This window comes from Mitsuokella sp. AF21-1AC (assembly GCF_003458855.1).
Taxonomy (GTDB): Bacteria; Bacillota; Negativicutes; order Selenomonadales; family Selenomonadaceae; genus Mitsuokella.
In genome coordinates this window covers 38365-64611 of record NZ_QRVW01000014.1, presented here as the reverse complement: position 1 = coordinate 64611, position 26247 = coordinate 38365, and the positions used below count along the sequence as shown (strand labels likewise).

The following is a 26247-nucleotide window of genomic DNA, read 5'->3' as shown; positions in this document are numbered from 1 at the left end:
AACTGGGGGTTTTGTCATGCCTAATCGGCGCACAATAAAAAACGCTGTCTCAGGCAAAAACTGAGACAGCGTTTTTATTTACTGGCATTCACTCGTTGCGAAGCTTCTGCACTTCATCGAGCAAGTACTCATTGAGGACCTTGATGTACGTGCCCTTCATGCCGAGCGACTTCGACGAGATGACGCCGGCCGATTCAAACTTGCGCAGGGCATTGACGATGACCGAGCGCGTAATCTTGACCTGATCGGCGATTTTCGAGGCGACGAGCAGGCCTTCCGTGCTGTCGAGCGCGGAGAGGATGGCAAAGGCCGCCTTGCGCTCCGAGAACGAAAGCGTGTTGATGGCAATCTGCACCGTGGCTTTCTTGCGGGCCTCGATCTCGATTTTCTCCGCATGATCGCGCAGCATCTCCATGCCGACTACAGTTGCCCCGTACTCGCAGAGCAGTAAATCGTCATCGGTGAATTCCTCATCGTATTTTGCGACAATCAGCGTGCCGATGCGCTCACCCACGCCGTAAATCGGCACGATAGTCGTATTCTTGCCGTTGAACAGGCACTTCGTGTTCTCCTCGTAAGCACACATACCGGTCTTCGAGCGCAGATTGGCATTCGTCTCATCCATGCGCATGAGCCAGTTGACATAGTGCTTCGGGAATTCGCCGCGGTCAATGACCTTATCGATCATCAGATCGCATTCGAAATCATCGACAAATGCGTAACCGTAAATCTTGCCCTTTTTATTGGTAATATAGACGTTTGCATTGAGCACATTGCTCAGGACACGCGAAATACCATCGTATTCCACATTCTCCGAACGCTGCAGCAGACGATTGATTTTACGAGTTTTCTCCAATAAAGATGCCATAACGTATTCTCCTTTGATACATTGCCACGATTCAGTTCCGATAAAATTTTTCCACCCTTATTTTATCACACTTTTCAAAATAGTCAAAGATGTATCCGAGAATTTTTCAAGAATTTCACGAAAAAGAAACAAAAAAGGATGCAGGATACAACAAGCAACATCATCGCTGGCTGCATCCCTGCCTCCTTTGCCATTACAGAATGAACTGAGAAAGGTCGCGGTTCACGACAATATCCGACAGGCGCTGGTCCACATAGGCCGCATCGATGACGACATGCTTGTCCTCAAGTTCCGGCGCGCGGAAGCTGACATCCTCGAGCACCTTTTCGAGCAGTGTGTGCAGGCGGCGGGCGCCGATGTCCTCGGCCTGCTCGTTGACAGCGCAGGCCAGTTCCGCAATCCGGCTGACAGCCTCCGGCTGGAAGGTCAGGCTGACGCCTTCCGTTGCCAGCAGGGCTTCATACTGCTTGAGCAGTGCATTCTGCGGTTCCGTCAGGATGCGTTCAAAATCTTCCTTGCGCAGGGACTTGAGTTCGACGCGGATGGGGAAACGGCCCTGGAGCTCGGGGATGAGGTCCGACGGCTTCGCCATGTGGAAGGCACCGGCCGCAATGAAGAGGATGTGGTCCGTGCGCACCTGACCGTATTTCGTCGAGACTTGCGAGCCCTCGACGATCGGCAGGATATCGCGCTGCACGCCCTCACGCGAAACATCGGCCCCCGAGCTTGCCCCCTTGACGGCGACTTTGTCGATTTCGTCGAGGAAGACGATGCCGCTGTACTCGGTGAGGCGCACAGCCTCTTCCGCCACGGCCTCCATGTCGATGAGCTTGCCCGCCTCTTCCTGCGTGAAGATCTTGCGGGCCTGCTCGACGCTGACCTTGCGTTTCTTGTGGCGCTTCGGCATGATGTTGCCGAGCATGTCCTGGAGATTGTCGCCCATGCCCTCAAGGCTGGAGCCGGCGAACATGCCGATCATCGGACGGCCGGATTCTTCCACATCGATCTCGATGAGCTCCTTTTCAAGCTCGCCCTTGTGCAGGCGCTTGCGCACCCACTCGCGGCCGGCCTGGTACTTGGGCTCGCCCTCTTTTTTCTCCTCCGGCTCCTCGTCGCCGCCGAAAAGACGGCCCAGCGGATTCTGGGACTTCTTCGGTTCCGGCACGAAGACATCGAGGATGCGTTCCTCGGCGAGTTCTGCCGCCTTGTCCTGCACGGCATCCAGGCGCTGCTGGCGCACCATGCGCACAGCCGTTTCCGTGAGGTCGCGGATGATGGATTCGACATCGCGGCCCACATAGCCGACTTCCGTGAATTTCGTCGCTTCCACCTTGATAAACGGAGCCTTGACGAGCTTGGCAAGGCGGCGGGCGATCTCCGTCTTGCCGACACCCGTGGAACCGATCATCAGGATGTTCTTCGGAATGACTTCTTCCTTCATGCTGCCCGTGAGCTGGCGGCTGCGCCAGCGGTTGCGCAGCGCGATGGCAACGGAACGCTTGGCTTCATCCTGACCTACGATGTAGTGATTGAGTTCTTCGACAATCTCGCGCGGCGTCTGCTCATTGACGCCGATAGTCTCGATACGATTTTCCATCAGTCCAGTTCCTCCACTCTGATATTGTGATTGGTGTAGACGCAAATGTCAGCGGCGATGGACAGGGCTTCCTTGGCAATGTCCCTGGCCTCCATATCCGTATGCTTGACGAGCGCACGCGCAGCCGACAGCGCAAAGAAACCGCCCGACCCGATGGCGGCGACGTCGCCGTCCGGCTCGATGACCTCGCCATTGCCGGAAAGCATCAGCAGCGTATTGGCATCGGCCAGCAGCAGCAGGGCTTCAAGCTTGCCCATCATCTTATCCGTGCGCCATTCCTTGGCGAGCTCGACGGCAGCACGCGTCAGATTGCCGTTATAGGCCTCAAGCTTGGCTTCGAACTTCTCAAACAGCGTAAAGGCATCGGCGACGGAACCGGCAAAACCGGCCAGCACCTTGCCGTGGTAGATTCGGCGTACCTTGCGGGCCGTTGATTTCATGATGGTATTCTGACCAAACGTGACCTGGCCGTCGCCGGCAATGGCCGTCTTGCCATTCTTGCGCACGGCGCAGATGGTCGTGGCATGGAATTGTACTTCACTCATACGATCTCCTCATTTCTGGGCTCTCAGCCGCTTCAGCAGCCAAAGACCTGTGGTTTGAACGCTTCAATCGCTGCCAGCGCATGTTCAGCCAGCAGCTGTTTCTTCATCTTCTTGTCGCGGATGCGGCGGCCGTTGGCATCCCGGGTCGCCACGGGCGGCAGCAGGCCGAAATTGACATTCATCGGCTGGAAGTGCTTGGCCTCGCTCGTCGTGATGTAATGGCAGAGTGCGCCGTGGCAGCTTTCCTCAGGAAATACGAGAGGCTCTTCGCCGCGGGCCAGCCGCGCCGCATTGACGCCGGCGACGAGGCCCGAAGAAGCTGATTCGATATAGCCTTCCACCCCCGTCATCTGACCGGCGAACAGCAGATTTTCGATGCCCTTGAACTGCATGGTCGGCAGCATGTGGCGCGGCGAATTGAGGAATGTATTGCGGTGCATGACGCCGTAGCGCAGGAACTCCGCATGTTCGAGTCCCGGGATCATGCCAAAGACGCGCCGCTGCTCCGGCCACTTGAGATGGGTCTGGAAGCCCACGATGTTGTAAAGCGTCGCACTGACATTGTCCTGGCGCAGCTGCACGACCGCATAGGGCCGCACGCCCGTCTCCGGATGCTCAAGGCCGACGGGTTTCAGCGGGCCATAGAGCAGCGTATCGATGCCGCGGCTGGCCATGACCTCAACGGGCATGCAGCCTTCAAAGAACTTTTCTTTCTCAAAGTCTTTCGTCGGCGCCTTTTCGGCCGTGGTCAGCGCCTGCCAGAAGGCCTCGTACTCTTCCTTGTTCATCGGGCAGTTGATGTAGGCCGCCTCGCCCTTTCCATAGCGGGAAGCGCGGTAAGCCTTCGTCATATCGATGGATTCCAGGCTGACAATCGGCGCTGCTGCATCGTAGAAATACAGAGAGTCACCGCCGGTACGCGCCGCGATGTCCTCGGCAAGCGGGCCTGCCGTCAGCGGGCCGCTTGCGATGATCGTGACGGCATCTTCCTGCAGGGGAATCTGTGTCACTTCCTCGTGCAGCACCGTGATGCGCGGATGCTCCGTCACCCTGCGCGTGATGTAGTCGCTGAATCCGTGGCGGTCGACGGCCAGTGCACCGCCGGCCGGCACGCGCGTGGCATCCGCGGCTTCCATGACGATGGAGTGAAGGCGGCGCATCTCTTCCTTGAGCACGCCGACGGCATTCTCGAGGCCCGCGCCGCGCAGGGAATTGCTGCAGACCAGTTCCGCAAAGCCTGCCGTCTTGTGCGCGGGCGTCGATTTCACGGGACGCATCTCATAGAGCGTGACGTCCGCCCCCTGCTGTGCCGCCTGCCATGCGGCTTCAGAGCCAGCCAGGCCGGCCCCGACAATGATGACATGTTTCATATTATCTTCCCTTATTGCTTGTCGTTTCCTGCTGCAGATGCATCGGCAGCAGCCTTCTCTTCCTCGCGCTTCTTCTTCGCCTCAGCCCGCTGGCGCATCTTCTCCAGCTCCTTGTTGATCGGATGGTCGATGCGCGTCTCGCAGGCATCGTTGCTGCAGTAGAGCATGCCGCGGCCATTCTTGAAATGATGCTTGAGCAGGAACGACCCGCATTTCTCACAGGTTTCCTTCTGCGGCGTATCCCAGGTCGTATAGTCACAGTCCGGGTAATTCTCACAGCCGTAGAAGACGCGGCCGCGCCGCGTACGGCGTTCCACGATGCTGCCTCCGCACTTCGGGCACTTGACGCCCGTATCGCGCAACAGCGGCTTCGTGTTGCGGCACTCGGGAAAGCCCGGGCAGGCCAGGAACTTGCCGAAACGCCCCTGCTTGACCACCATCATGCGGCCGCAGAGCTCACATTTGACATTCGAGACTTCAACAGGCAGTTCCACGTGGCCGATGGCCTTATCCGCTTCCTCGAGCGTCTCCTCAAAGGGGCCGTAAAATTCGCGCAACAGCTGATTCTTGCCAACCTTGCCCTCGGCGATCTCATCGAGCTCGTTCTCGAGATTGGCCGTGAATTTGACATCGACGATGTCCTTGAAGTACGTTTCCAGCATATCGACCACGACGAAGCCCAGCTCTGTCGGCTGGAAATGCTTGTCGATGCGCTGCACGTAGCCGCGGGCCTGGATCGTCTCGATGATCGGCGCATACGTGCTCGGACGGCCGATTTCCTTTTCCTCCAGCGTCTTGACGAGCGAAGCATCGTTGTAGCGCGGCGGCGGTTCCGTAAAGTGCTGCTGCGGCAGTGTCTTGGCCAGGTTCAGTTCATCCTGTTCCGCAAGATCCGGCAGCAGGACATCTTTTTCCTTCTTTGTCGCATCGGCGCCGGCATACACCTTCGTGAAACCGGCAAATTTGAGCTGGGAACCGGCTGCCCGCAACTGGTAACGGCTGCCGGCTCCAATGGTCACACTCATGGTATCATAGACAGCCGGCGTCATCTGGCTGGCGGCAAACCGCTGCCAGACGAGCGTATAGAGGCGCAGCTGATCTTTGTTGAGATATTTCTCCAGGGATTCCGGCGTGTGCTGCAGGCTCGTCGGGCGGATGGCTTCATGGGCATCCTGCGCCTTCTTGCCCGTCACGTAGATATTGGGCTTCGCCGGCACATACGATTCGCCGAAGGACTCCGTCAGGAATTCCTTGGCCTCCTGCTGAGCAAGTTCCGAGATGCGCGTGGAATCCGTACGCATATAGGTGATGAGACCCGTCGCGCCATGGCGGCCGAGCTCGATGCCCTCATAGAGCTGCTGGGCGAGCATCATCGTCTTGCGCGAGGTGAAGCCGAGCTTGCGCGCCGCATCCTGCTGCAGGGAGCTCGTCGTAAACGGCGCCGACGGCTTGCGCTTGCGCTCGCTGCGCTTCACGCCAGCCACCACGAAATCCTGCTGAGAAAGATCTTCGACCAGAGCGGTCGTTTCCTTCTCGCTGTGCAGGGCGAATTTCTTGCCGCCCTCTTCGTTGACGCCGAGTTTCCTGCCGTCGACCTGCGTGAGTTCCGCCTGGAACATCGCCGAGCGGCCCTTGCGCAGCTTGACGCCGACAGACCAGTATTCCTCCGACTGAAAGGCCTGGATCTCCTTTTCACGGTCACAGATGAGCCGCACCGTCACGGACTGCACGCGGCCGGCCGACAGGCCCTTGCGCACCTTGCGCCAGAGGAGCGGCGACAATTTATAGCCGACGATGCGGTCGAGCATGCGCCGTGCCTGCTGGGCATCGACCTGGTCAAGATTGATGCTGCGCGGATGCTTGACGGCTTCCTGGATGGCCGGCTTCGTGATCTCATTGAAGACGATGCGGCAGTCAGAGGCCGGGTCAATGCCGAGGATGAAGGCCAGATGCCAGGCGATTGCTTCTCCTTCGCGGTCCGGATCGCTTGCCAGATAGATCTTATCGGCATTCTTGGCGTCTTTCTTGAGTGCCTTGATGAGGTCGCCCTTGCCGCGGATATTGATGTATTTCGGAGCAAAATCATGCTCTACGTCGATGCCAAACTGACTCTTGGGCAGATCGCGCAGATGTCCCATCGAAGCGCGAACCATGTATTTCCTGCCGAGGTATTTCTCGATGGTCTTAGCCTTGGCCGGCGACTCGACGACGACCAGCGTCTTCTTCGTTTTGGTCTTTGCTTTGGATCTTGACTTTGCTTTAGCTGATGTTGTGGTCTTTGCTTTCGTTGCAGCCAAACCTTCACTCCCTCTCAGCACGCCGATAAGCATGCAATTCATTTTCGATAATCAGGCCCTTCAGCTCCATATTGAGGAGCGTAAAGGATAAATTCGGCATCTCCCCATCGGGAAGACTCAGGATGATCTCATCCATACTCAAGGCATGGTCAAACGACAGGACCTGGTAAATCCGGTGTTCCTCCGGCGTCATCTGCTTCTGCGTCCTGCGCGGGGCCAGCGGCATGACGCCGCAGTCCTCCAGGATATCAGAGGGACGCGTCACGAGCCTGGCGCCCTGCTGGATCAGATGGTGACAGCCCTCGCTCGTCGGCGAACAGACACTGCCGGGTATCGCATAGACATCACGGCCTTCAGAAAGAGCCTGGTCGGCCGTGATCAGCGATCCGCTGCGGCGCGCAGCCTCCACGACGAGCGTCCCCTGTGCCAGCCCGCTGATGATGCGGTTCCTGGCCGGAAAGAAGGCCGGCAGCGGCGGCGTCCCCGGCGCGTACTCTGACAGGACCGCTCCGCGCTCGGCAATGGCTTGAAGCAGGCGGCGGTTTTCCCGCGGATAAGCGACATCGACGCCGCAGCCGAGCACTGCCACCGTCCGGCCGCCTGCTTCGAGTACTCCGCGATGCGCACAGGTATCGATACCGTGCGCGGCACCGCTGACGACGGTAAGGCCTGCTGCTGACAGCTTCCGGCCGAATTCCACGGCCAGCGCTTCCCCGTAATGGCTCATGCGCCTCGCACCGACCATCGCGATGCGCAGGGCATCGGGCACCAGCGTCCCGCGATAGTAGAGGACCATCGGCGGCGAGAAAATTTCCTTCAATATATTGGGATATTCCTCATCTTCGATGGTGCAAAGACGGATATCCCGCGATGTGCAGAGATCCTGAAGCTCAGCCGGACGGTCCGGATGACCGCGCCGGAACGCATTCACATTCGCGCAGAGCTGCCGGGGCATCGGCACGCGCCGCGTAAGCTCAGCAGCCGGCAGGTGCCAGATCAGCTCAGCATCTCCATACGTCTCCAGCAGGAGTTTCAAACGGTGGCTGCCAAGTCCGGGACATTCCGCCAGCGCAGCCAAGTGGAAAGCCTGTTTCGATTCCATACCATCGCCTTCTTCCTGACCTGTACGTTATATCATCTTACAAAAAAAGCTTTCAATATGCAACTGCTTACACGAAAATTTCAGAATAATTTCGGTTTCCTCTACAAGAAAAGCCATCCACCGGATACCAGTGAACGGCCGACTGTATCACTCCGTGAAGAGCTCATCCCAATACGCGTAAGCAATCATCAGGAGGATCAGGAAGACAAGGAAGATATCGCCCAACATTCTCATCCTTTCCGAAAAAAAAGGGAGAGAGACTTCCGCCCCTCTCCGAAAAAATTACATTACGCGACGGGCACCAATATAGCAGGAACCCCAATAAGAACTGTACAGGGAAGCAATGGACACGCCCTGGCTCGACGAGGCATTGATGAACTCACCATCGCCAAGGTAGATGCCAACGTGAGACGGACCCGGTTCATACGTGGAGAAGAACACGAGATCGCCTGCCACGAGCTCACCTGTGGACACCGGATAGCCGCATTCATACTGTGCATCAGCCGTGCGCGGCAGATAAACGCCGGCATGAGCAAACACATAGCGGACGTAGCCGGAGCAGTCAAACCCGCTCGGCGTCGTGCCGCCAAATACATACGGCACGCCGAGGTAATTCATCGACTCCGATACGACACGGCGCGAGATGTAGTTTGTGCCACGGCTGACTTCCGGCATGGACTTGCCGAGCAGTGCCGCATAGGTGGACGGACCGACAAGGCCGTCTGCACTGAGGCCCTGGGTGACCTGGAAGGCCTTGACTGCTTCTGCCGTAGCGGGACCGTAGTCACCATCTGCTGCGACATCGTAGCCCAGGCTGGCCAACTGCCCCTGGATCTCTGCTACATCGCTGCCCTGGTCTCCGACGCGGAACGCTGACGCCCCCGCCACAGAAAACCAGCACATAAGGATCATGGATAGTGCGAAAATACGCATTGCTTTACTCAAAAAGCCACTCCTCTCTCTCTTCGCTTACGAGGTTAGCTGCCGGGTTAGGGTAGAGAAGACCACCCTCGCCTTTTTCACCATGAAGACCTTTGCGGTCTGACACCGTGAGCCAGACGTTCACCCCAAAAACTTGGTTCCCCCGCTCCTGGGCTGGACTCAGCTTATTCTGTTAAACCCAATTCTAATATATATAATACGACAAAAGTCGTCGTATTCCTGTCACTTGATGATTCTTTTTTGCGTTTGTATGAAATTCTTTCAGATTGTTTTCAGATTCCCCCCAGACATGAAAACAGGCTGCCAGAAGGGGCAGCCTCGTTGCATGCATCGTGTTATAAGTCATCAGTAAGCCGAGTTCTGTTCCGCTTGCGCGGTGACAATCATTTATCTAGGCACGGCAGTTGCCTGCCGGCTCAAGCGACTCAACCCGGAAGGTTCCGCGGGCCGCATCATCCCTTCCCTATTCGGTCTTGCTCCGTGTGGGGTTTACCAAAGCCAGCCAGTCACCTGGTCTGCTGGTGCGCTCTTACCGCACCTTTCCACCCTTGCCTGACAAGTCAGGCGGTCTAAATCTCTATAGCACTTTCCCTGAGGTCACCCTCGCTGGACGTTATCCAGCACACTCGCCCTATGGAGCCCGGACTTTCCTCATCAGCCTCGAGGGCTGCCGCGATTGTCCTGACAACTTATATCAACATCTCGGATTATAACACATTTTTCATCGATTTGTCAATTTTTGTCTCAACGTTACAAGGCTGTACATCCAACAGCGATTCAGCGGGATTTTGTACATGTATGCGTGGATAACACCGGGATTCATGCGGAATCGTCATGGGAAAAAGGGACAGGTGGGCTTTTCTTATTCCTTATTTTTTTTTATAATTAGGCCATAGGTTTTAAATTTTCAGAACAGATAGCATTTTATCTGCACGGAACATGTAAAGGAGAATGACCATGGCTACACCTCATATTGCTGCTGAAAAAGGCGAGATCGCCGAGCGCATCCTGCTGCCGGGCGACCCGCTGCGCGCAAAATTCATCGCGGAAAACTTCCTCGAGAACCCGAAACAGTACACGTCGGTTCGCAACATCCTCGGCTTCACGGGCACCTACAAAGGCGTCCCCGTCTCCGTACAGGGCACGGGCATGGGCATTCCTTCCATCTCCATCTACACCCATGAGCTCATCAAGGAATATGGCGTCAAGAAACTCTTCCGCGTCGGCACCTGCGGCGCCATGCACAAGGACCTGAAGCTCCGCGACGTACTCATCGCCCAGGCGGCCAGCACGGACTCCTCGATCATCCGCAACATCTTCGGCGGTTCGATCAACTACGCGCCGATTGCCGACTACAGCCTGCTCGAGAAGGCCGTCACCAATGCGCGCAGCCTGAATCTGCCCGTAAAGGTCGGCAATATCCTCTCGGCAGACCGCTTCTACGACGATGAGATTGACAACGACAAGCTCCGCCAGTACGGTGTACTCGCCGTCGAGATGGAATCCGCCGCACTCTACACGATTGCCGCCCAGTTCCATGTCCAGGCACTCGCCCTCTTCACCGTCAGCGACCATCTGCTGACCGGCGAGAGCTGCTCGGCAGAAGAACGCCAGACGTCCTTCAACGACATGATCAAGATTGCCCTCGAAACGGCCATCGAAGACTAAGATACAAAATAAAAAGCCTGCATCATCCCGATCAGGATGATGCAGGCTTTTTTGTTATACGAACAGCCGAGATGTCATACCTCTCACAGTGCCTTTATGCTTCGAGCAGGAAGGCCGTATATCCCTTGCGCGTCTCATAGATATCGACCTTGCTCGTGGCCTCCCACGGGGAATGCATGCTGATGACGCCCACGCCGCTGTCGATGACCTGCATGCCGTAAAGGCTCATGATATAGGCAATCGTACCGCCGCCGCCGAGGTCGACACGGCCGAGTTCCGCCAGCTGATAATGCACATGATGCTTGTTCAGGATGCGGCGAAGCTCCGCGAGATATTCCGCGTTGGCATCGTTCGACCCCGATTTGCCGCGGGCACCCGTGAACTTGTTGAAGACCATGCCACGGCCGAAATACGCCACGTTCTTCTTGTCAAAGGCCGAGGCATACAGAGCGTCATAAGCACTCGAGACATCCGACGAAAGCATCTTCGAATTGGCCAGCGTGCGGCGCAGTGTCAATTCGCTGTACACGCCCATAGCATTGAGGAGCTCCGCAACCGTATTCTCAAAGAAATGCGACTGCATGCCCGTAGCGCCGACACTGCCAATCTCCTCCTTGTCGACGAGCAGGCAGCAGGCCGTACGGCGCACATACTCCGTCTCGAGCATCGCGCGCAGAGACGTGTAGGCACAGACACGGTCATCCTGCCCGTAAGCCAGGATCATGCTGCGGTCAAAGCCGAGATCACGCGCCTTGCCGGCCGGCACGAGCGCCAGCTCCGCCGACTCGAAATCCTCTTCATCGATATCGTATTTCTCCTTGATGAGCTTCAGAACGCCGGCCTTGACGGCCTCCTTGTCCTCACCCGCAAGCGGATGATTGCCGACGAGAATGTCGAGGTCCTCGCCTTCGACCACCTTGGCTGCATTCTTCTTCATCTGCTCCTGTGAGAGATGGATTAGAAGGTCCGTGACGCAGAATACCGGGTCGCCTTCATCCTCGCCGATGCAGACCTCGATGACCTTGCCGTCCGGCTTCACCACGACGCCGTGCAGGGCCAGCGGCAGCGTGACCCACTGGTATTTCTTGATGCCGCCGTAGTAATGCGTATCGAGATACGCGAGGCCTCCATCTTCATAAAGCGGATTCTGCTTCACATCGAGACGGCACGTATCGATATGGGCACCAAGGATATTCATGCCGTAGGCAATCGGGGCCTCGCCGACCTGGAACAGCACGATGGACTTCTTCATGTTGACGGCATATACCTTGTCCCCGGCTTCCAGCTTGTGGCCGGAGGCAATGACTTCCTTGAGGTCGCGGTACCCGGCCTCACGTGCCTGGCGCACGGCTTCTTTGACACTCTCGCGCTCCGTCTTGCAGGTGGACAGGAATTCACGATATCCCGTGCAGAGTTTCTCGAGTGCCTGCTTTTCCTCCTCGCTGTACTGATTCCAGACTGGAACCTTCTTCGTTTCCGCCATGAAAATCATCCTTTCTTGAAATATGCATCGATGATCGCGACAAAGTCCTGCCGCGTCACCGCCTTGTTGAACAACTCGCGCAGCACAGCACCATGCGTGATGCCCCGCGTGTACCAGGTCGCATGCTTGCGCATCTCTCTGGGACCTACATAATCGCCCTTATATTGGAGCAGGAGGTCGAGATGGCGCAGCAGCACCTCCGCGCGTTCCTGCATCGTCGGCCCCGGCAGGCGCTCGCCGGTTTTCCAGTAATGCGTCAGCTGCCGGAAAATCCAGGGATTGCCCTGTGCGGCCCGGCCAATCATGACACCGTCGCAGTTCGTCACACGGCGGATTTCGTCGAGATCGTCTTCCGTGCGCACATCGCCATTCGCAATGACGGGGATGCTGACGCTCTCCTTGACACGGCCGATGATTTCCCAGTCGGCATGCCCGCGGTAAAACTGCTCGCGCGTACGTCCGTGGACCGCGATGGCATCGACGCCGGCTTCTTCCGCCAGCTTTGCCATCTCGATCACATTGACGTGATCGTCGTCCCAGCCCTTGCGCATCTTCACGGTAAACGGCATCTTTACGGCCTTGCGGACAGCCGAGAGGATCTCATAGGCCAGACGCGGCTCGCGCATCAGTGCGGAGCCCTCGCCGTTCTTGACGATCTTCGGTGCCGGGCAGCCCATATTGAAATCGAGGATGTCCGCTGTGCCGAGCGCTTCGACATAGCGGGCCGCTTCCGCCGCCATCTCCGGCGTATTGGCAAAGATCTGCATGGCAAGCGGCCGCTCCTCCGGCTCCGACTGCAGCATGGAGAGCGTGCGCTCGTTGCGGAAATGGATGCCCTGACAGGATACCATCTCCGCATAGCAGAGCGGGCAGCCCATATCGTGCGCGATGACGCGGTAGGCCGTATCCGTCACGCCGGCCATCGGCGCGAGGAATACCGGCGTATCAAAATGGAACTTGCCGATTTTCATTTATTATGCCTCTCCTGTACACGTTCCTGATTGCGTTCATAGAGCACCCGCAGGCCTGTCAATGTCAGGAAATGGTCGATGGTATCGATGGTCGAGGATTCGCGCGAGATCATGCGGGCCAGACCGCCTGTCGCGATGACCTTGACCGGCTTCTCGCCACCCATTTCCTGCTTGATGCGGCGCACGATCTCATCGATCTGCCCCACGTAACCAAAGATGATCCCCGCCTGCATGCCCTGTATCGTGTTGCGGCAAATGATCTGCTTGGGCGGCACAAGTTCGATGCGCGGCAGCTGGGCAGCGCGCTGGAACAGGGCGTCGGCACTCGTGCCGATGCCAGGTGCAATGACCCCGCCGAGGAAATCCCCGTTCTCCGCCACGACATCAAATGTCGTCGCCGTGCCGATATCAATGACGATCAGGGGGCCGCCGTACTGTTCATAGGCACCGACCACATTGACGATGCGGTCGGCACCAATGGCGCGCGGATTCTCATAGTTCAGACGGATGCCCGTCTTGATGCCGGGGCCGACGACGAGCGGCCGCAGGCGGAAATAACGCTCGCACATCTTGACGAGCGGCACGACAAGCGGCGGTACGACCGAGGAAATGATGATGGCCTCGATATCCGTCATCTTGATGCCCTGATACGCAAACAGAGCATTGATGAGCATGCCGTATTCATCACCGGTCTTCTGGCGGTCCGTCGAGATGCGCCAGTGTTTCATGAGCTGGCGACCTTCGTAGGTCCCCATGACGATATTGGTATTCCCGATATCCAAGACTAATAACAAAGGGATTCCTCCTGTAGAACTCTTACTCCATATGACTGGGGCGGATTGACACATCACCCGCCAGCACGCGGCGGCGGCCGTCCGGCGTATCGACGAGCAGGGCGCCGTCGGGATCGATGTCGACGGCTTTGCCCGTAAAGCTCTCACCGCTGCGGACGCCGATGACGCGTACCTCGCGGCCGAGCGTGATGCTGAATTCGCGCCAGGCGTCAAAAACGCCGTCAAAGCCCTGTTCCTTCACGAGCTGATAGAGCACATCGAATTCGTGCAGGACTGCGCGGAAAAACGGCACGCGCGGTACTTTCTCCCCCTTCATCTCCTGCAGGGACGTCGCGACGGCGCGAATCTCTGCGGGGAATTCTTCCTGCGCGATATTGACATTGATGCCGGTGCCGATGATGACATAATTGATGCTGTCCATCTCCGCACTCATCTCGGTCAGGATGCCCACGAGTTTCCTGCCCTGATACAGGATATCGTTGGGCCATTTGATCCCGGCCTGCAGGCCGAAGGATTTCATGGCACGGGCCACGGCCACAGCGGCCAGCAGCGTGCATTTTGGCGCTTCCTGCGGCAGGAAGGGAGGACGCAGCAGCACGGAAAACCAGATGCCCCTGCCGCGCGGCGAAAAGAACTGGCGCTCCAGCCGGCCTCGTCCGGCGCCCTGCTCCTCGGCTACCACGACAGTGCCGTCTGGCGCCCCCTTCTGAGCCAGCCGTTTCGCCTCAAGGTTGGTCGAATCGATGGACTCGTAGGCATGGATTTCCCTGCCGACAATCCGTGTCTGCAGACCATGCCGGATCTCTTCCGCCAGCAGGCGGTCCGGCGCCTCTCGCAGCGAATAGCCGCTGCGGGAATGGCTCACGATATCGTAGCCGCTCTCCCGGAGCTCCTGGATGTGCTTCCAGACGGCCGTACGCGAAACGCCTAGCCGCTTTGCGATTTCTTCACCGGAAAGATAGGAATCCCCTGCCGAGCGCAGCAGGGAAAGTATTTTTGCGCGCAAATACGCCACCTCCCCATTCTTCAATACATCGTTTTATTATACACCGTAACGGGTGATAAAAAAAGCGAAGGACACACCTTCCGGCATGTTCTTCGCCAAAAATTGCACCTTATTTGCTGTAATGCGTCACATTGAATTTCGGTTCTGCATCCTTTGCCTGCTGTTCATCGCGTTCATCCGCCGTTTCCTTTGCGGCAGGCTCCGCGTCATCCGTGACAGGCAGCGGCGTTACGGCCGGCGTTCCATTCTGCGGGCCGTCGCTTTCTCCGGAATCCTCATCGTTCTCATCATGGATATGCCCCGTCGTCAGGAGTTCTTCCAGTTCCTTGGCCGTGAGTGTCTCACGTTCCATCAGGGCCTGCGCGATGAGTTCCAGCTTATCGCGGTTCTCCGTGATGATCTTGCGGCATGCCTCATAGGCATCCTCCATGTACTTGCGGACTTCCTTATCGATCTCGCTGGCCACTTCTTCCGAGTAGTTGCGCTGATGATTGAGGTCGCGGCCGAGGAATACCTGATGATTCTGACTCTCACCATATGCGACAGGACCGAGCACTTCGCTCATGCCGTACTGCATGATCATGCTGCGCACGATGCGCGAAGCCTGCTGGATATCCTGCGATGCACCGGTCGAGATTTCTTTGAGGACGACTTCCTCCGCCACGCGGCCGCCCATTGCCACCTTGAGGCGATCGAGGAGTTCCGAGCGCGTCGCGTAGTTGCGATCTTCCTTCGGCAGCATCAGCGTGTAGCCGCCGGCACGGCCGCGCGGAATGATTGTGACCTTGTGCACGGGGTCCGCATGTTTGAGCATCATGCCGACCAGCGTATGACCGCCCTCGTGATAAGCCGTCAGGCGCTTCTCCTCTTCGCTCATGACATGGGATTTGCGCTCCGGACCTGCGATGACGCGTTCGATGGCTTCCTCCATCTCGACCATGCCGATCTGATGCTTGTTGCGACGCGCAGCCAGCAGGGCCGCCTCGTTGACGAGGTTCGAGAGATCCGCACCCGTAAAGCCCGGCGTGCGGCGGGCGAGGATGTCGAGGTCCACATCCTTGGCAATTGGCTTGCCCTTCGTGTGAACCTTGAGGATGGCCAGTCGTCCGCGCACATCCGGCTTGTCCACGACAATCTGGCGATCGAAGCGGCCGGGGCGCAGCAGAGCCGGGTCCAGGATATCCGGACGGTTCGTCGCCGCGATGATGATGATGCCTTCATTGGCAGCGAAGCCATCCATCTCGACGAGCAGCTGGTTAAGAGTCTGCTCGCGTTCATCGTGACCACCGCCGACACCGGCGCCACGCTGGCGGCCGACGGCATCGATCTCATCGATGAAGACAATGCACGGCGCGTTTTTCTTGGCCTGTTCAAAGAGGTCGCGGACGCGGGAGGCGCCGACGCCGACGAACATCTCGACGAAGTCGGAACCCGAGATCGAGAAGAACGGCACGCCGGCTTCGCCGGCAACGGCACGGGCCAGCAGGGTCTTACCGGTGCCCGGAGGGCCGAAGAGCAGCACGCCCTTCGGGATGCGTGCACCGAGATCATTGAACTTCTTCGGATGCTTGAGGAACTCGACAACCTCCTCGAGCTCCTGCTTGGCCTCATCGGCACCGGCGACATCGCGAAACGTGACCTTGATCTTATCCGCACCACTCATGCGCGCCCGGCTCTTGCCGAACGACATGACGCGGCCGCCGCCGCCCTGCGTCTGCTGCATGATGAAGAACCAGACACCGATGAGCAGCAGGATGGGCAGGACAGACGAGAACATCTGCGACCACCAGGGCGGCTCCGGCGGATTCTCCGCCGCGATGTCAATGCCCTTCGAGGTGAGCTTCTGATAGAGATCCGGGTCATTATTCGGCGCATCCGGCGTGATGGTCGTGAATTCCGTACCATCCGACAGCGTGCCGCGGATGGTGTTCTGAATGATGACCACCTTGGATACCTTGCCCTCATCCACCTGATGCAGGAACTGGGTGTACTCCACTTCCTGCCGGTTCGTATTCCTGGTCGAGAAATAATCGATGATGGATATCGCCACCAGGATGATGAGCAGATAAAACCCTACATTGCGTAGAAACTTATTCAAACCATTGTCCCCCTTCGTTCCAGAGTCGAGGCGTACCGGTTCTTCATGCGTAGACCTCAGGCTTCAGCACACCGATATATGGCAGATTCCGGTACTTCTCTGCATAATCAAGGCCATAGCCCACCAGGAACTCATCCGGCACCGTATAGCCGCAGTAATCGATGTGCACATCGACCGTACGGCGGGACGGCTTGGAAAGCAGGGAGCAAAGCTTGACGCTTTTCGGTTTGCGCTCGCGGAAATACTTCATGAGGTAATTCATCGTCGTACCCGAGTCTATGATATCTTCGATGATGATCAGGTGTTTTCCTTCCACATCGTAGTCAAGATCCTTGAGAATCTTGACCGTACCGCTCGTTTCCGTGCCGTTGCCATAGCTCGAAGCAATCATGAAATCGAAATGCACAGGCAGATTGATGCTGCGCACGAGATCCGTATAGAATACCACCGCACCCTTGAGAATACCGACGCAGTAAATCGTTTCCTTGGCATCCTTGTAATCTTCCGTAATCTGAGCACCAAGTTCCGCTATGCGCTTCTTGAGTTCTTCTTCTGTGAATACGATTTTCTCGATATCATCTTTCATCATGGTCTTTATCCTCTCTTCTTTCTAGCCGAACATACAGGATTTTTCCAGTATCTTCAGCGACAGGATACCGGGAGCCGCGCCGATGACCGATCACCCAGAGGACCTCGCGGCCCGATGCCAGGAGCGGGATGCTGTCGCGCGCTTCACGCGGTATCTTGTCGTCAATCCATACATCTTTAAGTTTTTTGTGACCTGCCGGCAGGCTCATGATATCGCCCGGCCGGCGCGTCCGCAGGAAAAGCGGTCCATCAGCGAGGGCCCCGGCGTCCAGATAAAACTCCATTGGCCTCGTCCGGGAAGGCAGTTCATCAAGCAGGCTGGCCGAAAGGACCCAGGGACCGAAATGCGTTTCACCCGGTATGGTTACGGGCACCGCCTGATGCGGTTCCGCGCAGGCCGCCCGTTCTGCCTGTTTTCGCAGGCAGAGGCGGCCGTACGATACATGCGCCTGCCAGCGGCCGGGAAGGGCAAGTGATGAGCCCGTCCTCCCGCCTGCCGCCAGGCGTTCCAGCGCCTGGACATGTGGGAAGCCAAGGTCCTTTACCGTGCCCGAAACTTCCCGGAAAAAGCGGCGCAGCGCCCGGCGGCGCATGGCAGGATGAAGCTTCTCAAACGGGGCAAGCAGCAGAGTATCCGCCTCTCCCGGAGGCTTGAGCTGAGACCAGGAAGCGGCGAGTTCCGCTTCGAGATAATCGTCCTCGTCTGACGCGAGCTCTGCCAGCTGGCAGAGTGCCCGGGAAACCTCGGGATTGGCGTGCGCGCGCAGATACGGCAGCACCAGGAGGCGCATGCGGTTGCGCGTGCAGTCCGGCAGATCGTTCGTCACATCGTGCCGCGGCGTCAGCTGACGCATCCTGCAATACGCTTCAATATCCGCGCGCGAGGTGCCGAGCAACGGCCGAATCTGACGCCCGCGTTTGGGGCGCATGGCCGCAAGGCCATCGGGGCCCGTGCCGCGCAGGATGCGCATGAGCACGGTTTCGGCCTGGTCATCGGCATGATGCGCCGTCGCGAGGACATCTGCCCCCGCCTCATCACAGGCCTGCCAGAGGAACCGGTAGCGCAGCGTACGCGCCGCCAGTTCGAGGGAAAGCCCCCGCTCTCTGGCAAAGGCCGGCACGTCGTCAGCTCCAGTCAGGCAGACAATGCCGCGTTCCTGACAGAACCGCTGCACAAAGGCCGCATCGTCGCGCGAATCCTGCCCGCGAATGCCATGCTCAAAATGAGCCGCCGTGACGGTCAGGCGGCGCATTGCGCGCAGCTGTAGCAGGATATCGAGCAGGGCCAGGGAATCCGGGCCGCCCGAGCAGGCCACCAGGACGTGCATGCCCGGCTGCAATAAGCCATGATTGTCACAATACTCCAATACCTTACCGATCATTGCCTGCGCTCCATCCGCCGGCCGTGCAAACAGGCACCGGCATTTTCATCATAAAGCACAAAAGCACCCCGTAAGAGTGCTTTGATCATACCGATTATCAGTCCGAGCGGCGGGAGCCACGGCCTCCGCGCTTGGAATCCGTCTTGCGGCGCAAATCCGTCAGCCGCTCGTCGCTGTCCTTGAGGAACTTCGAGAGCTTATCCTCAAAGGATGCCGTAGAATTGTTGAAGCGGTTTGACTTGCGGAAATCCCGCGGTCCACGGTTCGGGCGCTGTGGACGGAAGGAAGAATTGCCCGTGCGAGCAGGCATCTCCGGCTTCTTTTCCTGAAGCTGCTTGATGGAAAGCCCGATCTTGCCGCGCTCATCCACACTCAACACCTTGACCTTGACTTTATCCCGTTCCGAGAGAAAATCATGGACATCCTTTACATAAACATCCGCTACCTCAGAGATATGGATCAGACCGGTCTTGCCCTCTGGCAGTTCCACGAACGCACCGAAATTCGTGATGCCCGTGACAACACCTTCTACTACATTGCCGACTTCAATGGACAAATTAATTCTTCCTCCTTAAATCGCGATGGAAAATACACGCTTTATTATAACCTTGCGTGCTCAAGAGTGTCAAGGAAAGAACGTCTTTTCAGGCTCTTCATTTCCCTTCGACCGATTTGCCCGGATTGTACGGCAGTTCTCCCCTGCGCGTCATGCCCAGCTGCTCACGTGCGATCTTCTCGATGTAATCAAGGCGGCTCAGATCATCCTTCTCCTTGACCAGCTTGTCGTGTTCTTCCTGTGCAGCTGCCAGCCTTGCCTCCGCCGCAGCCTGATCCTCATTGACCTGGCTCAGATAGATCTGCTGCGATATCAGGATGGACGAAAAATATACGATGATGGCAATCAGCAGGAAATTAAACCAGCTGAACCAGCTTTTTTTCCGTTTTTCTCTCGGCCTCATAACCTCTTCTCCTCTCCACTCCTGCAAGTCTCCTCTTTATCATACGGAGAAACAGCGGGCAATGCAAGCACTCCGAACATTATTTCTGCCGAACTTCCTGCGGCCGCGCCATCATCATCTCCGTCAGGCGCTGCGCAATGGCTGCAGCCGCCAGCGGATGGCTGCAGCAGATTGCCGCACGGCTCATCGACTGGAGCCGTGTGCCCTGCAGAAGGCGCCTGACGGCCAATGCGATGTCCTCTCCGGGATGGAGCCAGACCGCCGCACCATGATGCGTCGCATAAATGGCATTTTCCGTCTCCGGCCCCGGAATGGGATCATGCAGCAGCATCGGCAGTCCGAGCACGAAGGCCTCACTGATGGTCAACGCGCCGGGCTTCGTGATTAAAAGATCGGCACCGCGCATGAGGAAATGGACCTGGTCGGTATAGCCCCAGACGAGCACCTGATGATGCGAGGCGTCAGCAAAGTCCTGTACTCTGCCCAGGAGCCGCTCGTTGCGCCCCGCCACGACGAGCAGGGTCAACCGGCTGGGAATGGCCTCCAGCGCACGGAGATTCTCTTCAATGCCGCCGAGCCCCAGGCCGCCGCCCATCAGCAGGACAGCCGGCTGCCCCTCGGGAATGGCCAGCGCGCGGCGCACACCTTCCTTATCCGTCATCTCCTGCAGAATGCCCGATACCGGGATGCCCACGGCGACGAGCCGGTCCTCAGGAAAGCCATGCTGCATCATGCCCGTGCGCATCTCCTCCGTCGCCATGAAGTAGCAGTCCACGCCTTCATAAAGCCAGATCTGGTGCAGCGAATAATCCGTCATGACCGTCCCCAACAGATAATCGGCCTCTCCATGGCATTTGAGACGCGCTGCGGCACCTTCCGGGAACGGATGCGTGCAGAGCACGAGATCAGGCCGGTACCGCCTGGCAAGATGGCGCATGACAGGGCTCATGACCAGCGCGAAGGCCTCCTGCACGAAACGTCCGCCCGATGCTCCCCCCGACAGATGATAGAAGACATCGTAAAGATTGGGCACGAAAGCCAGCATGACGAGGTAAAATTTTTTCATGAACCAGTGCAGGCGCGACGTGCGGCGCGACATGAAATCGATCGTCGTGATCTCTGCCTCGGGCTGCAGGCGCCGAAGTTCCGTCTCCACCGCCTCGGCCGCCTTGATATGACCGGAACCGATGGAAGCCGTCAATATCAGGATATTCATGATATGCTCTCCTTTTCCCCTGACTACAAAACAACGGCATCAGGCCGTCAGTCCGCCGTCCACGCCATAAATCGCTCCCGTGATGAAGCCTGCCCGGGCGGAAGCCAAGAAGACGATGAGAGAAGCGGCTTCCTCCGGCGTGCCGATGCGTCCGAGCGGATAGACCGACGCCATCTCGCGCAGGGCCTGCTGCGGGTCAGGAGCTCCCTGAAGCTGCGCCTGCGTCAGGGGCGTCATGATGTCGCCAGGTGCTATGGCATTGACGCGCACGCCGAAAGACGCGAGCTCAAGTGCCAGTGCACGCGTGAAGAGCACCACGGCCCCCTTGCTCGCACAATAGGCCGCGCAGAAATAATTGCCGTGAACACCGGCGTCTGACGCAACATTCACGACAGCGCCGCGCGTGCTGCGCAAAGCGGTAAGCGACGCCTGCGTCAGATAAAACGTCCCCTTGACATTGGTCGCCAGGATATCATCAAGTTCCGCAGGTGTAAGGTCGTCAAGCGCCCCTTCCTGATAAATGCCGGCCGAATTGACGAGGACATCCATTCCTCCCCAACGGTCCATCATCTGGCGGACGCAGGAAATCCCATCTTCCTGCCGCCTGACATCGCCGGCAGCAAAGAATACCTCTGCCGCAGGAAAATCCCGCTGCAGGAAGGCCACCGCCGCCTCGCCGCGCATCTGCGTGCGGCCCATGATACAGACCTTTGCACCTTCCTCGAGGAAGTGGCGGGCCGCCGCCAGGCCGATCCCGGAAGACCCTCCTGATATCAGCACGCGTTTCCCCTGTAAGCCAAGCTCCAAAATCGCTCCTCCTCACCCAAAATACCGGCAGGTATAACAAGAAGCCGGGCTCCCGAAGGAACCCGGCTTCTCCATGAATCAAGCAAACTTATGCATTGACCGCATCTTTCAGAGCCTTACCAGCCTTGAATACCGGATTCTTGGAAGCCGGAATCTGGATCGTCTCGTTCGTGCGCGGGTTGCGGCCCGTACGAGCAGCACGCTCCTTGACTTCAAACGTGCCGAAGCCAATCATCTGTACTTTATCGCCTTCAACCAGTGCCTGCTGTACACTCTCGAACAGTGCGTTTACAGCCTTCTCAGCATCTTTCTTCGTCAGACCTGCTTTTTCTGCAACGCTAGCTACCAATTCAGTCTTATTCACAATCGTAGCCTCCTTAAAAGTTGTTTTGCTTACGATGGCAGGTATTCGCGACACAGGGCGCTTATTCCTGCCTGCTTATCAAAATTTAACAGAAAACCCTTGAAAAATCAAGGGTTTTCGGAAAAATAACCACTGGAATCGTCTGGATTCCGCCTCTTATTCCTGAGGTGCCGGCACAAAGAGACTGGTCAGGTGATCGACATCGTGCTGCCGGTCAAGCTCATAGAGCGGAATCCTGCGGATGGATTCATCGGGCAGAGCCAGGTTGTGGATGTACGTCACCTCGTACTCATCCGGATAGAGCTCCATGAGCATAAGCTTGGTGTCCGAGGCGATGATGGAATCGTAAATCTGCGTGATGACCAGCGATTGCGCCGGGCACCCCGTGAGCGTGCCGACATCCTCCGCATCGAGGATCGTGAGTCCGTCGATCGGGTCAATGCCGAGACGCGTGTAGAGGACCTCCACAAAGCTCATGCCCGGCAGGATCTCGACCTCCACATCGGAGCCTGCCGCCAGCTCGCGCAGCAGGACGACCGTGCGCTCTGCCACGAGCGGGCTGCCGGGCACCGCATAGACGAGATTCCCCATCTTGCGGGCACGCTGCATCAGGTCGTCGGCAATCGTTCGATAGAGCGTTTCAAAATCCGGTGCTTCCTGGTAAAAATCATCATACGTCGCAAAGGACAGTCCCTCTTTCTCAAGCGCTGCCACCGTGGGGTGAATGCGCGTGCGCAGGATGAGATGCTGCGCCTCCTTCATGAGCTGCCAGGATTCCATGGTAATGAGTCCGGGGCGGCCCGGGCCGAGCCCGACAACCGTTATCTTTGACATGCTTGTGCTTCCTTTCCCTTCTGTATCTTGGCCTGCATCGTCTTCATGGCCGTTTCATCGCCGGCGGCCATCATCAGGACACGCGTGACGAAATTCGTGATGTTCTTCCGGTTGTGCTCGTCGACCGTGAAGCGAATACCGTTCTTATCCGGCAGGCTGCGCATGCGCCGGCCGAAGAACTTCGAGAGTTCCAGCATCGCTTTGGCCGGCAGCTTCCTGCCCGGCAGGAAGCAAATATCAAGGGCCTGCGGCAATTGCACAATGGAGCGTACAGAGAGGTCGCGTGCATAATTCTTGATGCGTGCGACCTCGAGGAGGTGCATGACGGGTTTGGTCGGTTCCCCGAAACGGTCGATGAGTTCATCGAGCAGAGCGCGCAGCTCCTCGTTGTGGCGGATGGCCGCAATGCGCTGGTAAATCTCAATCTTGTGCATCGCATCACTGATAAAATCACCGTCGATATAGGCTTCCGTCTGCAGATCGATCAAAGGCTCAGGCGGCGCTTCTTCCACCTTCCTGCCATGACGCAGATTCTCAACGGCTTCCTCGAGCAGCTTGCAGTACATCTCAAAGCCGACGCTGGCAATATGGCCGTGCTGCTGGGAACCGAGCAGATTGCCGGCGCCGCGGATCTCCAGGTCGCGCATGGCGATCTTGAAACCCGCCCCTAGCTCAGCAAACTCCTTCATGGCCTGCAGGCGCTTTTCCGCCGTCTCGGTCAGGATCTTGTCCGCCTGATAGACGAAATACGCAAAAGCCATGTGATGCGAACGCCCGACGCGCCCGCGCATCTGATAGAGCTGCGAGAGACCGAAACGATCGGCATTGTAAACGATGATCGTATTGGCATTCGCGACATCGAGACCGTTCTCGACGATGCTCGTTGCCAGCAGGATATCGTAATCGCCTTCATAGAAGTCCATCATGACGTGCTCGAGCATTTCTTCCGGCATCTGTCCATGGGCCGTCTGAATGCGCGCTTCCGGCACGAGAGCCTGCAAATGGTCGCGCATGCGGTCAATCGTGTCGACGCGGTTGTAGATGAAATAGATCTGGCCGCCGCGGCGCAGCTCACGCTTGATGGCATTGGCGATGACCGTATCATCATTTTCCACCACATACGTCTGCACGGGGAAACGCTCTGCCGGCGGCGTCTCGATGATGCTCATGTCACGCGCTCCGACGAGAGACATGTGGAGCGTGCGCGGGATTGGCGTCGCGGAAAGCGTCAGCACGTCGATTCCCGCGGCCAGGCTGCGGATCTTGTCCTTCTGCCGCACGCCGAATCGCTGCTCCTCATCGACGATCAGCAGGCCGAGATCCTTCCACTGTATCTTTTTCTGGTTGAGAATGGCATGCGTGCCGATGAGGATATCCACCTGCCCGAGACGCACCTTCTCCATCGTCTCTTTCTGCTGCTTCGACGTGCGGAAGCGGCAGATGACATCGACGACCGGCGCAAAGCCTGAAAAGCGCGTCGTGAACGTCTGATAATGCTGCTGCGCGAGGACCGTAGTCGGCACGAGCACGGCCACCTGCTTGCCGTTCATCGCGGCCTTGTAAGCTGCACGGATCGCAACTTCCGTCTTGCCAAAGCCCACATCGCCGCAGAGCAGGCGGTCCATCGGCCGCGGCTTCTCCATGTCGGCCTTGATTTCCGCAATGGCGCGCAGTTGATCCTCCGTCTCCTGATAGGGGAACGTCTCCTCGAACTCCCGCTGGCTGCTGTCGTCCGGGCCAAAGGCAAAACCCTTCGCATCCTTGCGCTTGGCATAGATCTCGATGAGCTTCTGCGCGATGTCCTCAACGGACTTCCTGGCCCTGGCCTTGGCCTTGACCCATTCCGTGCCGCCCATGCGGTGCAGGCGCGGCACTTCCCCCTCCGCACCAATGTACTTCTGCAGCAGGCCGACCTGGTCGGTCGGGACGAAGAGTTTGTCATCGCCGCCATACTTGATGTGCAGATAGTCCTTGTGGATGCCGCCGACTTCCAGCGTCTCGACGCCCAGGTACTTGCCGATGCCGTGATTCTCATGGACGACGTAATCGCCGGGCTTGATATCCCGGAAATGCGTAATCCGTTCGCCGGCATTCTGCGGCCGCCGGACCGTGCGGCGCTTATGGCGTCCGAAGATATCCTTCTCAGTCACGACGACGAGACGGGCCGAAACGAGCTCAAAGCCCGTGAGCAGCGAACCCAGGCGAATGTTCAGGGCATCGTCGCGCAAGGGATCTTCGAGCCTGCCGATGAGGGATGGCAGGCGCCTGTGTGCGAAGAACTCCCGCAGGCTGTTGGCTTTCTCCTTGTCACCGACCAGAAGCAGCACGCGCTGCTTCTGGGAAAGCCAGCGATTGGCTTCATTCTCGAGGAGATCCATCTGGCGCTGGAACGGCGTCATCGTCGTCACGGTGATGCCCAGCGTCTCCTGCGGCTCTGCGCCCGGAATCTGCTGCAGCATCAGGGAGGAATAGACGAGACGGTTGCCGCGCGCTGCGGAGAGGAGATCTTCCCAGGCAAAGATCTTGTCCTGTATCTCCGGATTCTCCTTGACCATGGTCCGAATTTCATCGCGGATGCGCGCCGGCTCGTCGAAAATGACCGTACCCTTCCCCTCCAGATAGTTGAGGAAGAGCTCCGGACGGCCGACGGCATCCGTCTGTGCCAGCGGCATGATGGTGACATCGGCGATGTTGCGTACGGAGCGCTTCGTGTCGAGGTTGAACTCCCGCATTGAGTCGATCTCGTCATCAAAGAACTCGATGCGCACGGGCGCCTGCCCGTTGATGGCAAAAACGTCGACGATGCCGCCGCGCACAGAGAACTGCCCGATGCTCTCGACCTCCTCGACATGCTCATAGCCGAGTTGCACAAGGCGTTCCATGAGTGCTTCGCGCGGCAGGACCTCGCCCATCTTGAGCGTGAGGGAGAGCCGCTGGAATTCGTTGCGGCTCATCTCCTTCTGTACGGCAGAGGCTGCGCGCGCGAGCACGATGACCGGTTCACCGCGCACGAGCCTGCCGAGTACCTCCATGCGGCGGGCAGCGCGCTCCTGGCTCCTGGCCTCTGCCTTGACCTCCATCGTATCGAGCTCGGGCAGCTCGACGACGGACACGCCGGGCAGCAGCAGTGAAAGGTCCTCCCGCCAGTCAGAAAGCACCGCGGCGCTGTGCACCAGGATGACCGTCATCTGCGGCCGGTTCGCATAACAGGCCGCAAAGGCCGTGTGTTTCTGAGAGCCGCCCAGGCCGTATACCAGGACCTCCGACGGGCCTCCTCCTATGTAATCGCGCAAGTTCTGCAGGACACGGTCCTGCATCATGGCGGCGAATAATGCGTTCATGCTTACACCTCACGA

Annotated in this window: 22 protein-coding genes, 1 other RNA gene and 1 riboswitch; of the genes, 1 reads left to right on the top strand and 22 read right to left on the bottom strand. The window is 58.1% G+C overall.

The annotated features are described in order from the left end of the window. Window positions 1-88: 88 nt before the first annotated feature. The 8 genes from codY to rnpB all read right to left on the bottom strand — a co-directional run bounded on the left by codY (window position 89) and on the right by rnpB (window position 9413). Window positions 89-868, bottom strand: coding sequence for a GTP-sensing pleiotropic transcriptional regulator CodY (gene codY, locus DWX75_RS06810; protein WP_118015583.1), 780 nt, complete (start codon window positions 866-868; stop codon window positions 89-91). 193 nt (window positions 869-1061) lie between these two features. Continuing rightward, window positions 1062-2465: an ATP-dependent protease ATPase subunit HslU gene (gene hslU / locus DWX75_RS06805; RefSeq protein WP_199497540.1), complete on the bottom strand. Its 1404-nt coding sequence runs from the start codon at window positions 2463-2465 to the stop codon at window positions 1062-1064. After that, window positions 2465-3010 (bottom strand): ATP-dependent protease subunit HslV, encoded by a 546-nt coding sequence (hslV, locus tag DWX75_RS06800; RefSeq protein ID WP_118015582.1) that lies wholly within the window; start codon window positions 3008-3010, stop codon window positions 2465-2467. The genes hslU and hslV overlap by 1 nt, the downstream gene beginning before the upstream one ends. Before the next feature lie 32 nt (window positions 3011-3042). After that, window positions 3043-4380, bottom strand: coding sequence for a methylenetetrahydrofolate--tRNA-(uracil(54)-C(5))-methyltransferase (FADH(2)-oxidizing) TrmFO (gene trmFO, locus DWX75_RS06795; RefSeq protein ID WP_118015581.1), 1338 nt, complete (start codon window positions 4378-4380; stop codon window positions 3043-3045). Between the two features lie 11 nt (window positions 4381-4391). Continuing rightward, window positions 4392-6719 (bottom strand): type I DNA topoisomerase, encoded by a 2328-nt coding sequence (topA, locus tag DWX75_RS06790; RefSeq protein ID WP_118015580.1) that lies wholly within the window; start codon window positions 6717-6719, stop codon window positions 4392-4394. After that, complete coding sequence (gene dprA, locus DWX75_RS06785; RefSeq protein ID WP_118015579.1) at window positions 6682-7779, bottom strand: DNA-processing protein DprA; 1098 nt, start codon at window positions 7777-7779, stop codon at window positions 6682-6684. Before dprA ends, topA begins: the two co-directional genes overlap by 38 nt. Before the next feature lie 282 nt (window positions 7780-8061). Next, window positions 8062-8712: a C40 family peptidase gene (locus DWX75_RS06780; protein ID WP_369974338.1), complete on the bottom strand. Its 651-nt coding sequence runs from the start codon at window positions 8710-8712 to the stop codon at window positions 8062-8064. 17 nt (window positions 8713-8729) lie between these two features. After that, a riboswitch (cyclic di-AMP (ydaO/yuaA leader) is annotated at window positions 8730-8896 on the bottom strand. 159 nt (window positions 8897-9055) lie between these two features. Further along, window positions 9056-9413, bottom strand: an RNA gene (gene rnpB, locus DWX75_RS06775) — RNase P RNA component class A. Between the two features lie 265 nt (window positions 9414-9678). On the opposite strand from rnpB, the gene deoD reads away from it, so the two are divergent. Further along, the gene (gene deoD, locus DWX75_RS06770; RefSeq protein ID WP_118015577.1) at window positions 9679-10389 is read left to right on the top strand and encodes a purine-nucleoside phosphorylase; all 711 of its coding nucleotides are present in this window, start codon (window positions 9679-9681) and stop codon (window positions 10387-10389) included. A gap of 94 nt (window positions 10390-10483) precedes the next feature. Here the strand turns inward: deoD and DWX75_RS06765 are convergent, their stop codons facing one another. From DWX75_RS06765 to mfd, 14 genes are all read right to left on the bottom strand, one after another. Then, window positions 10484-11872, bottom strand: coding sequence for an aminopeptidase (locus tag DWX75_RS06765; RefSeq protein ID WP_118015587.1), 1389 nt, complete (start codon window positions 11870-11872; stop codon window positions 10484-10486). Window positions 11873-11877: 5 nt separating this feature from the next. Further along, window positions 11878-12843, bottom strand: coding sequence for a tRNA dihydrouridine synthase DusB (dusB, locus tag DWX75_RS06760; RefSeq protein ID WP_118015576.1), 966 nt, complete (start codon window positions 12841-12843; stop codon window positions 11878-11880). Further along, window positions 12840-13637, bottom strand: a complete 798-nt coding sequence (locus DWX75_RS06755) for a type III pantothenate kinase (protein WP_118015575.1) — start codon at window positions 13635-13637, stop codon at window positions 12840-12842. Before DWX75_RS06755 ends, dusB begins: the two co-directional genes overlap by 4 nt. A 22-nt stretch (window positions 13638-13659) precedes the next feature. Next, entirely contained in the window at window positions 13660-14643 is a 984-nt protein-coding gene (locus DWX75_RS06750; RefSeq protein ID WP_118015574.1) for a biotin--[acetyl-CoA-carboxylase] ligase, read from the bottom strand. Between the two features lie 109 nt (window positions 14644-14752). After that, window positions 14753-16741: an ATP-dependent zinc metalloprotease FtsH gene (ftsH, locus tag DWX75_RS06745; protein WP_118015573.1), complete on the bottom strand. Its 1989-nt coding sequence runs from the start codon at window positions 16739-16741 to the stop codon at window positions 14753-14755. Between the two features lie 43 nt (window positions 16742-16784). After that, window positions 16785-17330 carry a hypoxanthine phosphoribosyltransferase gene (gene hpt, locus DWX75_RS06740; RefSeq protein ID WP_118015572.1) on the bottom strand — a complete coding sequence of 182 codons (546 nt, stop codon included), beginning with the start codon at window positions 17328-17330 and terminating at the stop codon, window positions 16785-16787. Then, the gene (gene tilS, locus DWX75_RS06735; protein WP_118015571.1) at window positions 17317-18711 is read right to left on the bottom strand and encodes a tRNA lysidine(34) synthetase TilS; all 1395 of its coding nucleotides are present in this window, start codon (window positions 18709-18711) and stop codon (window positions 17317-17319) included. Before tilS ends, hpt begins: the two co-directional genes overlap by 14 nt. A 97-nt stretch (window positions 18712-18808) precedes the next feature. Next, window positions 18809-19267 (bottom strand): S1 domain-containing RNA-binding protein, encoded by a 459-nt coding sequence (locus tag DWX75_RS06730; RefSeq protein WP_118015570.1) that lies wholly within the window; start codon window positions 19265-19267, stop codon window positions 18809-18811. A gap of 97 nt (window positions 19268-19364) precedes the next feature. Next, window positions 19365-19670, bottom strand: a complete 306-nt coding sequence (gene ftsL / locus DWX75_RS06725) for a cell division protein FtsL (RefSeq protein ID WP_118015569.1) — start codon at window positions 19668-19670, stop codon at window positions 19365-19367. Window positions 19671-19749: 79 nt separating this feature from the next. After that, window positions 19750-20886, bottom strand: coding sequence for a glycosyltransferase (locus DWX75_RS06720; RefSeq protein WP_118015568.1), 1137 nt, complete (start codon window positions 20884-20886; stop codon window positions 19750-19752). A gap of 39 nt (window positions 20887-20925) precedes the next feature. Then, window positions 20926-21693, bottom strand: a complete 768-nt coding sequence (locus DWX75_RS06715) for an SDR family NAD(P)-dependent oxidoreductase (protein ID WP_233519505.1) — start codon at window positions 21691-21693, stop codon at window positions 20926-20928. Between the two features lie 88 nt (window positions 21694-21781). Then, entirely contained in the window at window positions 21782-22057 is a 276-nt protein-coding gene (locus tag DWX75_RS06710) for an HU family DNA-binding protein (protein ID WP_118015567.1), read from the bottom strand. 156 nt (window positions 22058-22213) lie between these two features. Further along, the gene (locus tag DWX75_RS06705; protein ID WP_118015566.1) at window positions 22214-22891 is read right to left on the bottom strand and encodes an SAM-dependent methyltransferase; all 678 of its coding nucleotides are present in this window, start codon (window positions 22889-22891) and stop codon (window positions 22214-22216) included. Beyond that, entirely contained in the window at window positions 22879-26232 is a 3354-nt protein-coding gene (gene mfd / locus DWX75_RS06700; protein WP_118015565.1) for a transcription-repair coupling factor, read from the bottom strand. Before mfd ends, DWX75_RS06705 begins: the two co-directional genes overlap by 13 nt. Window positions 26233-26247 lie beyond the last annotated feature (15 nt).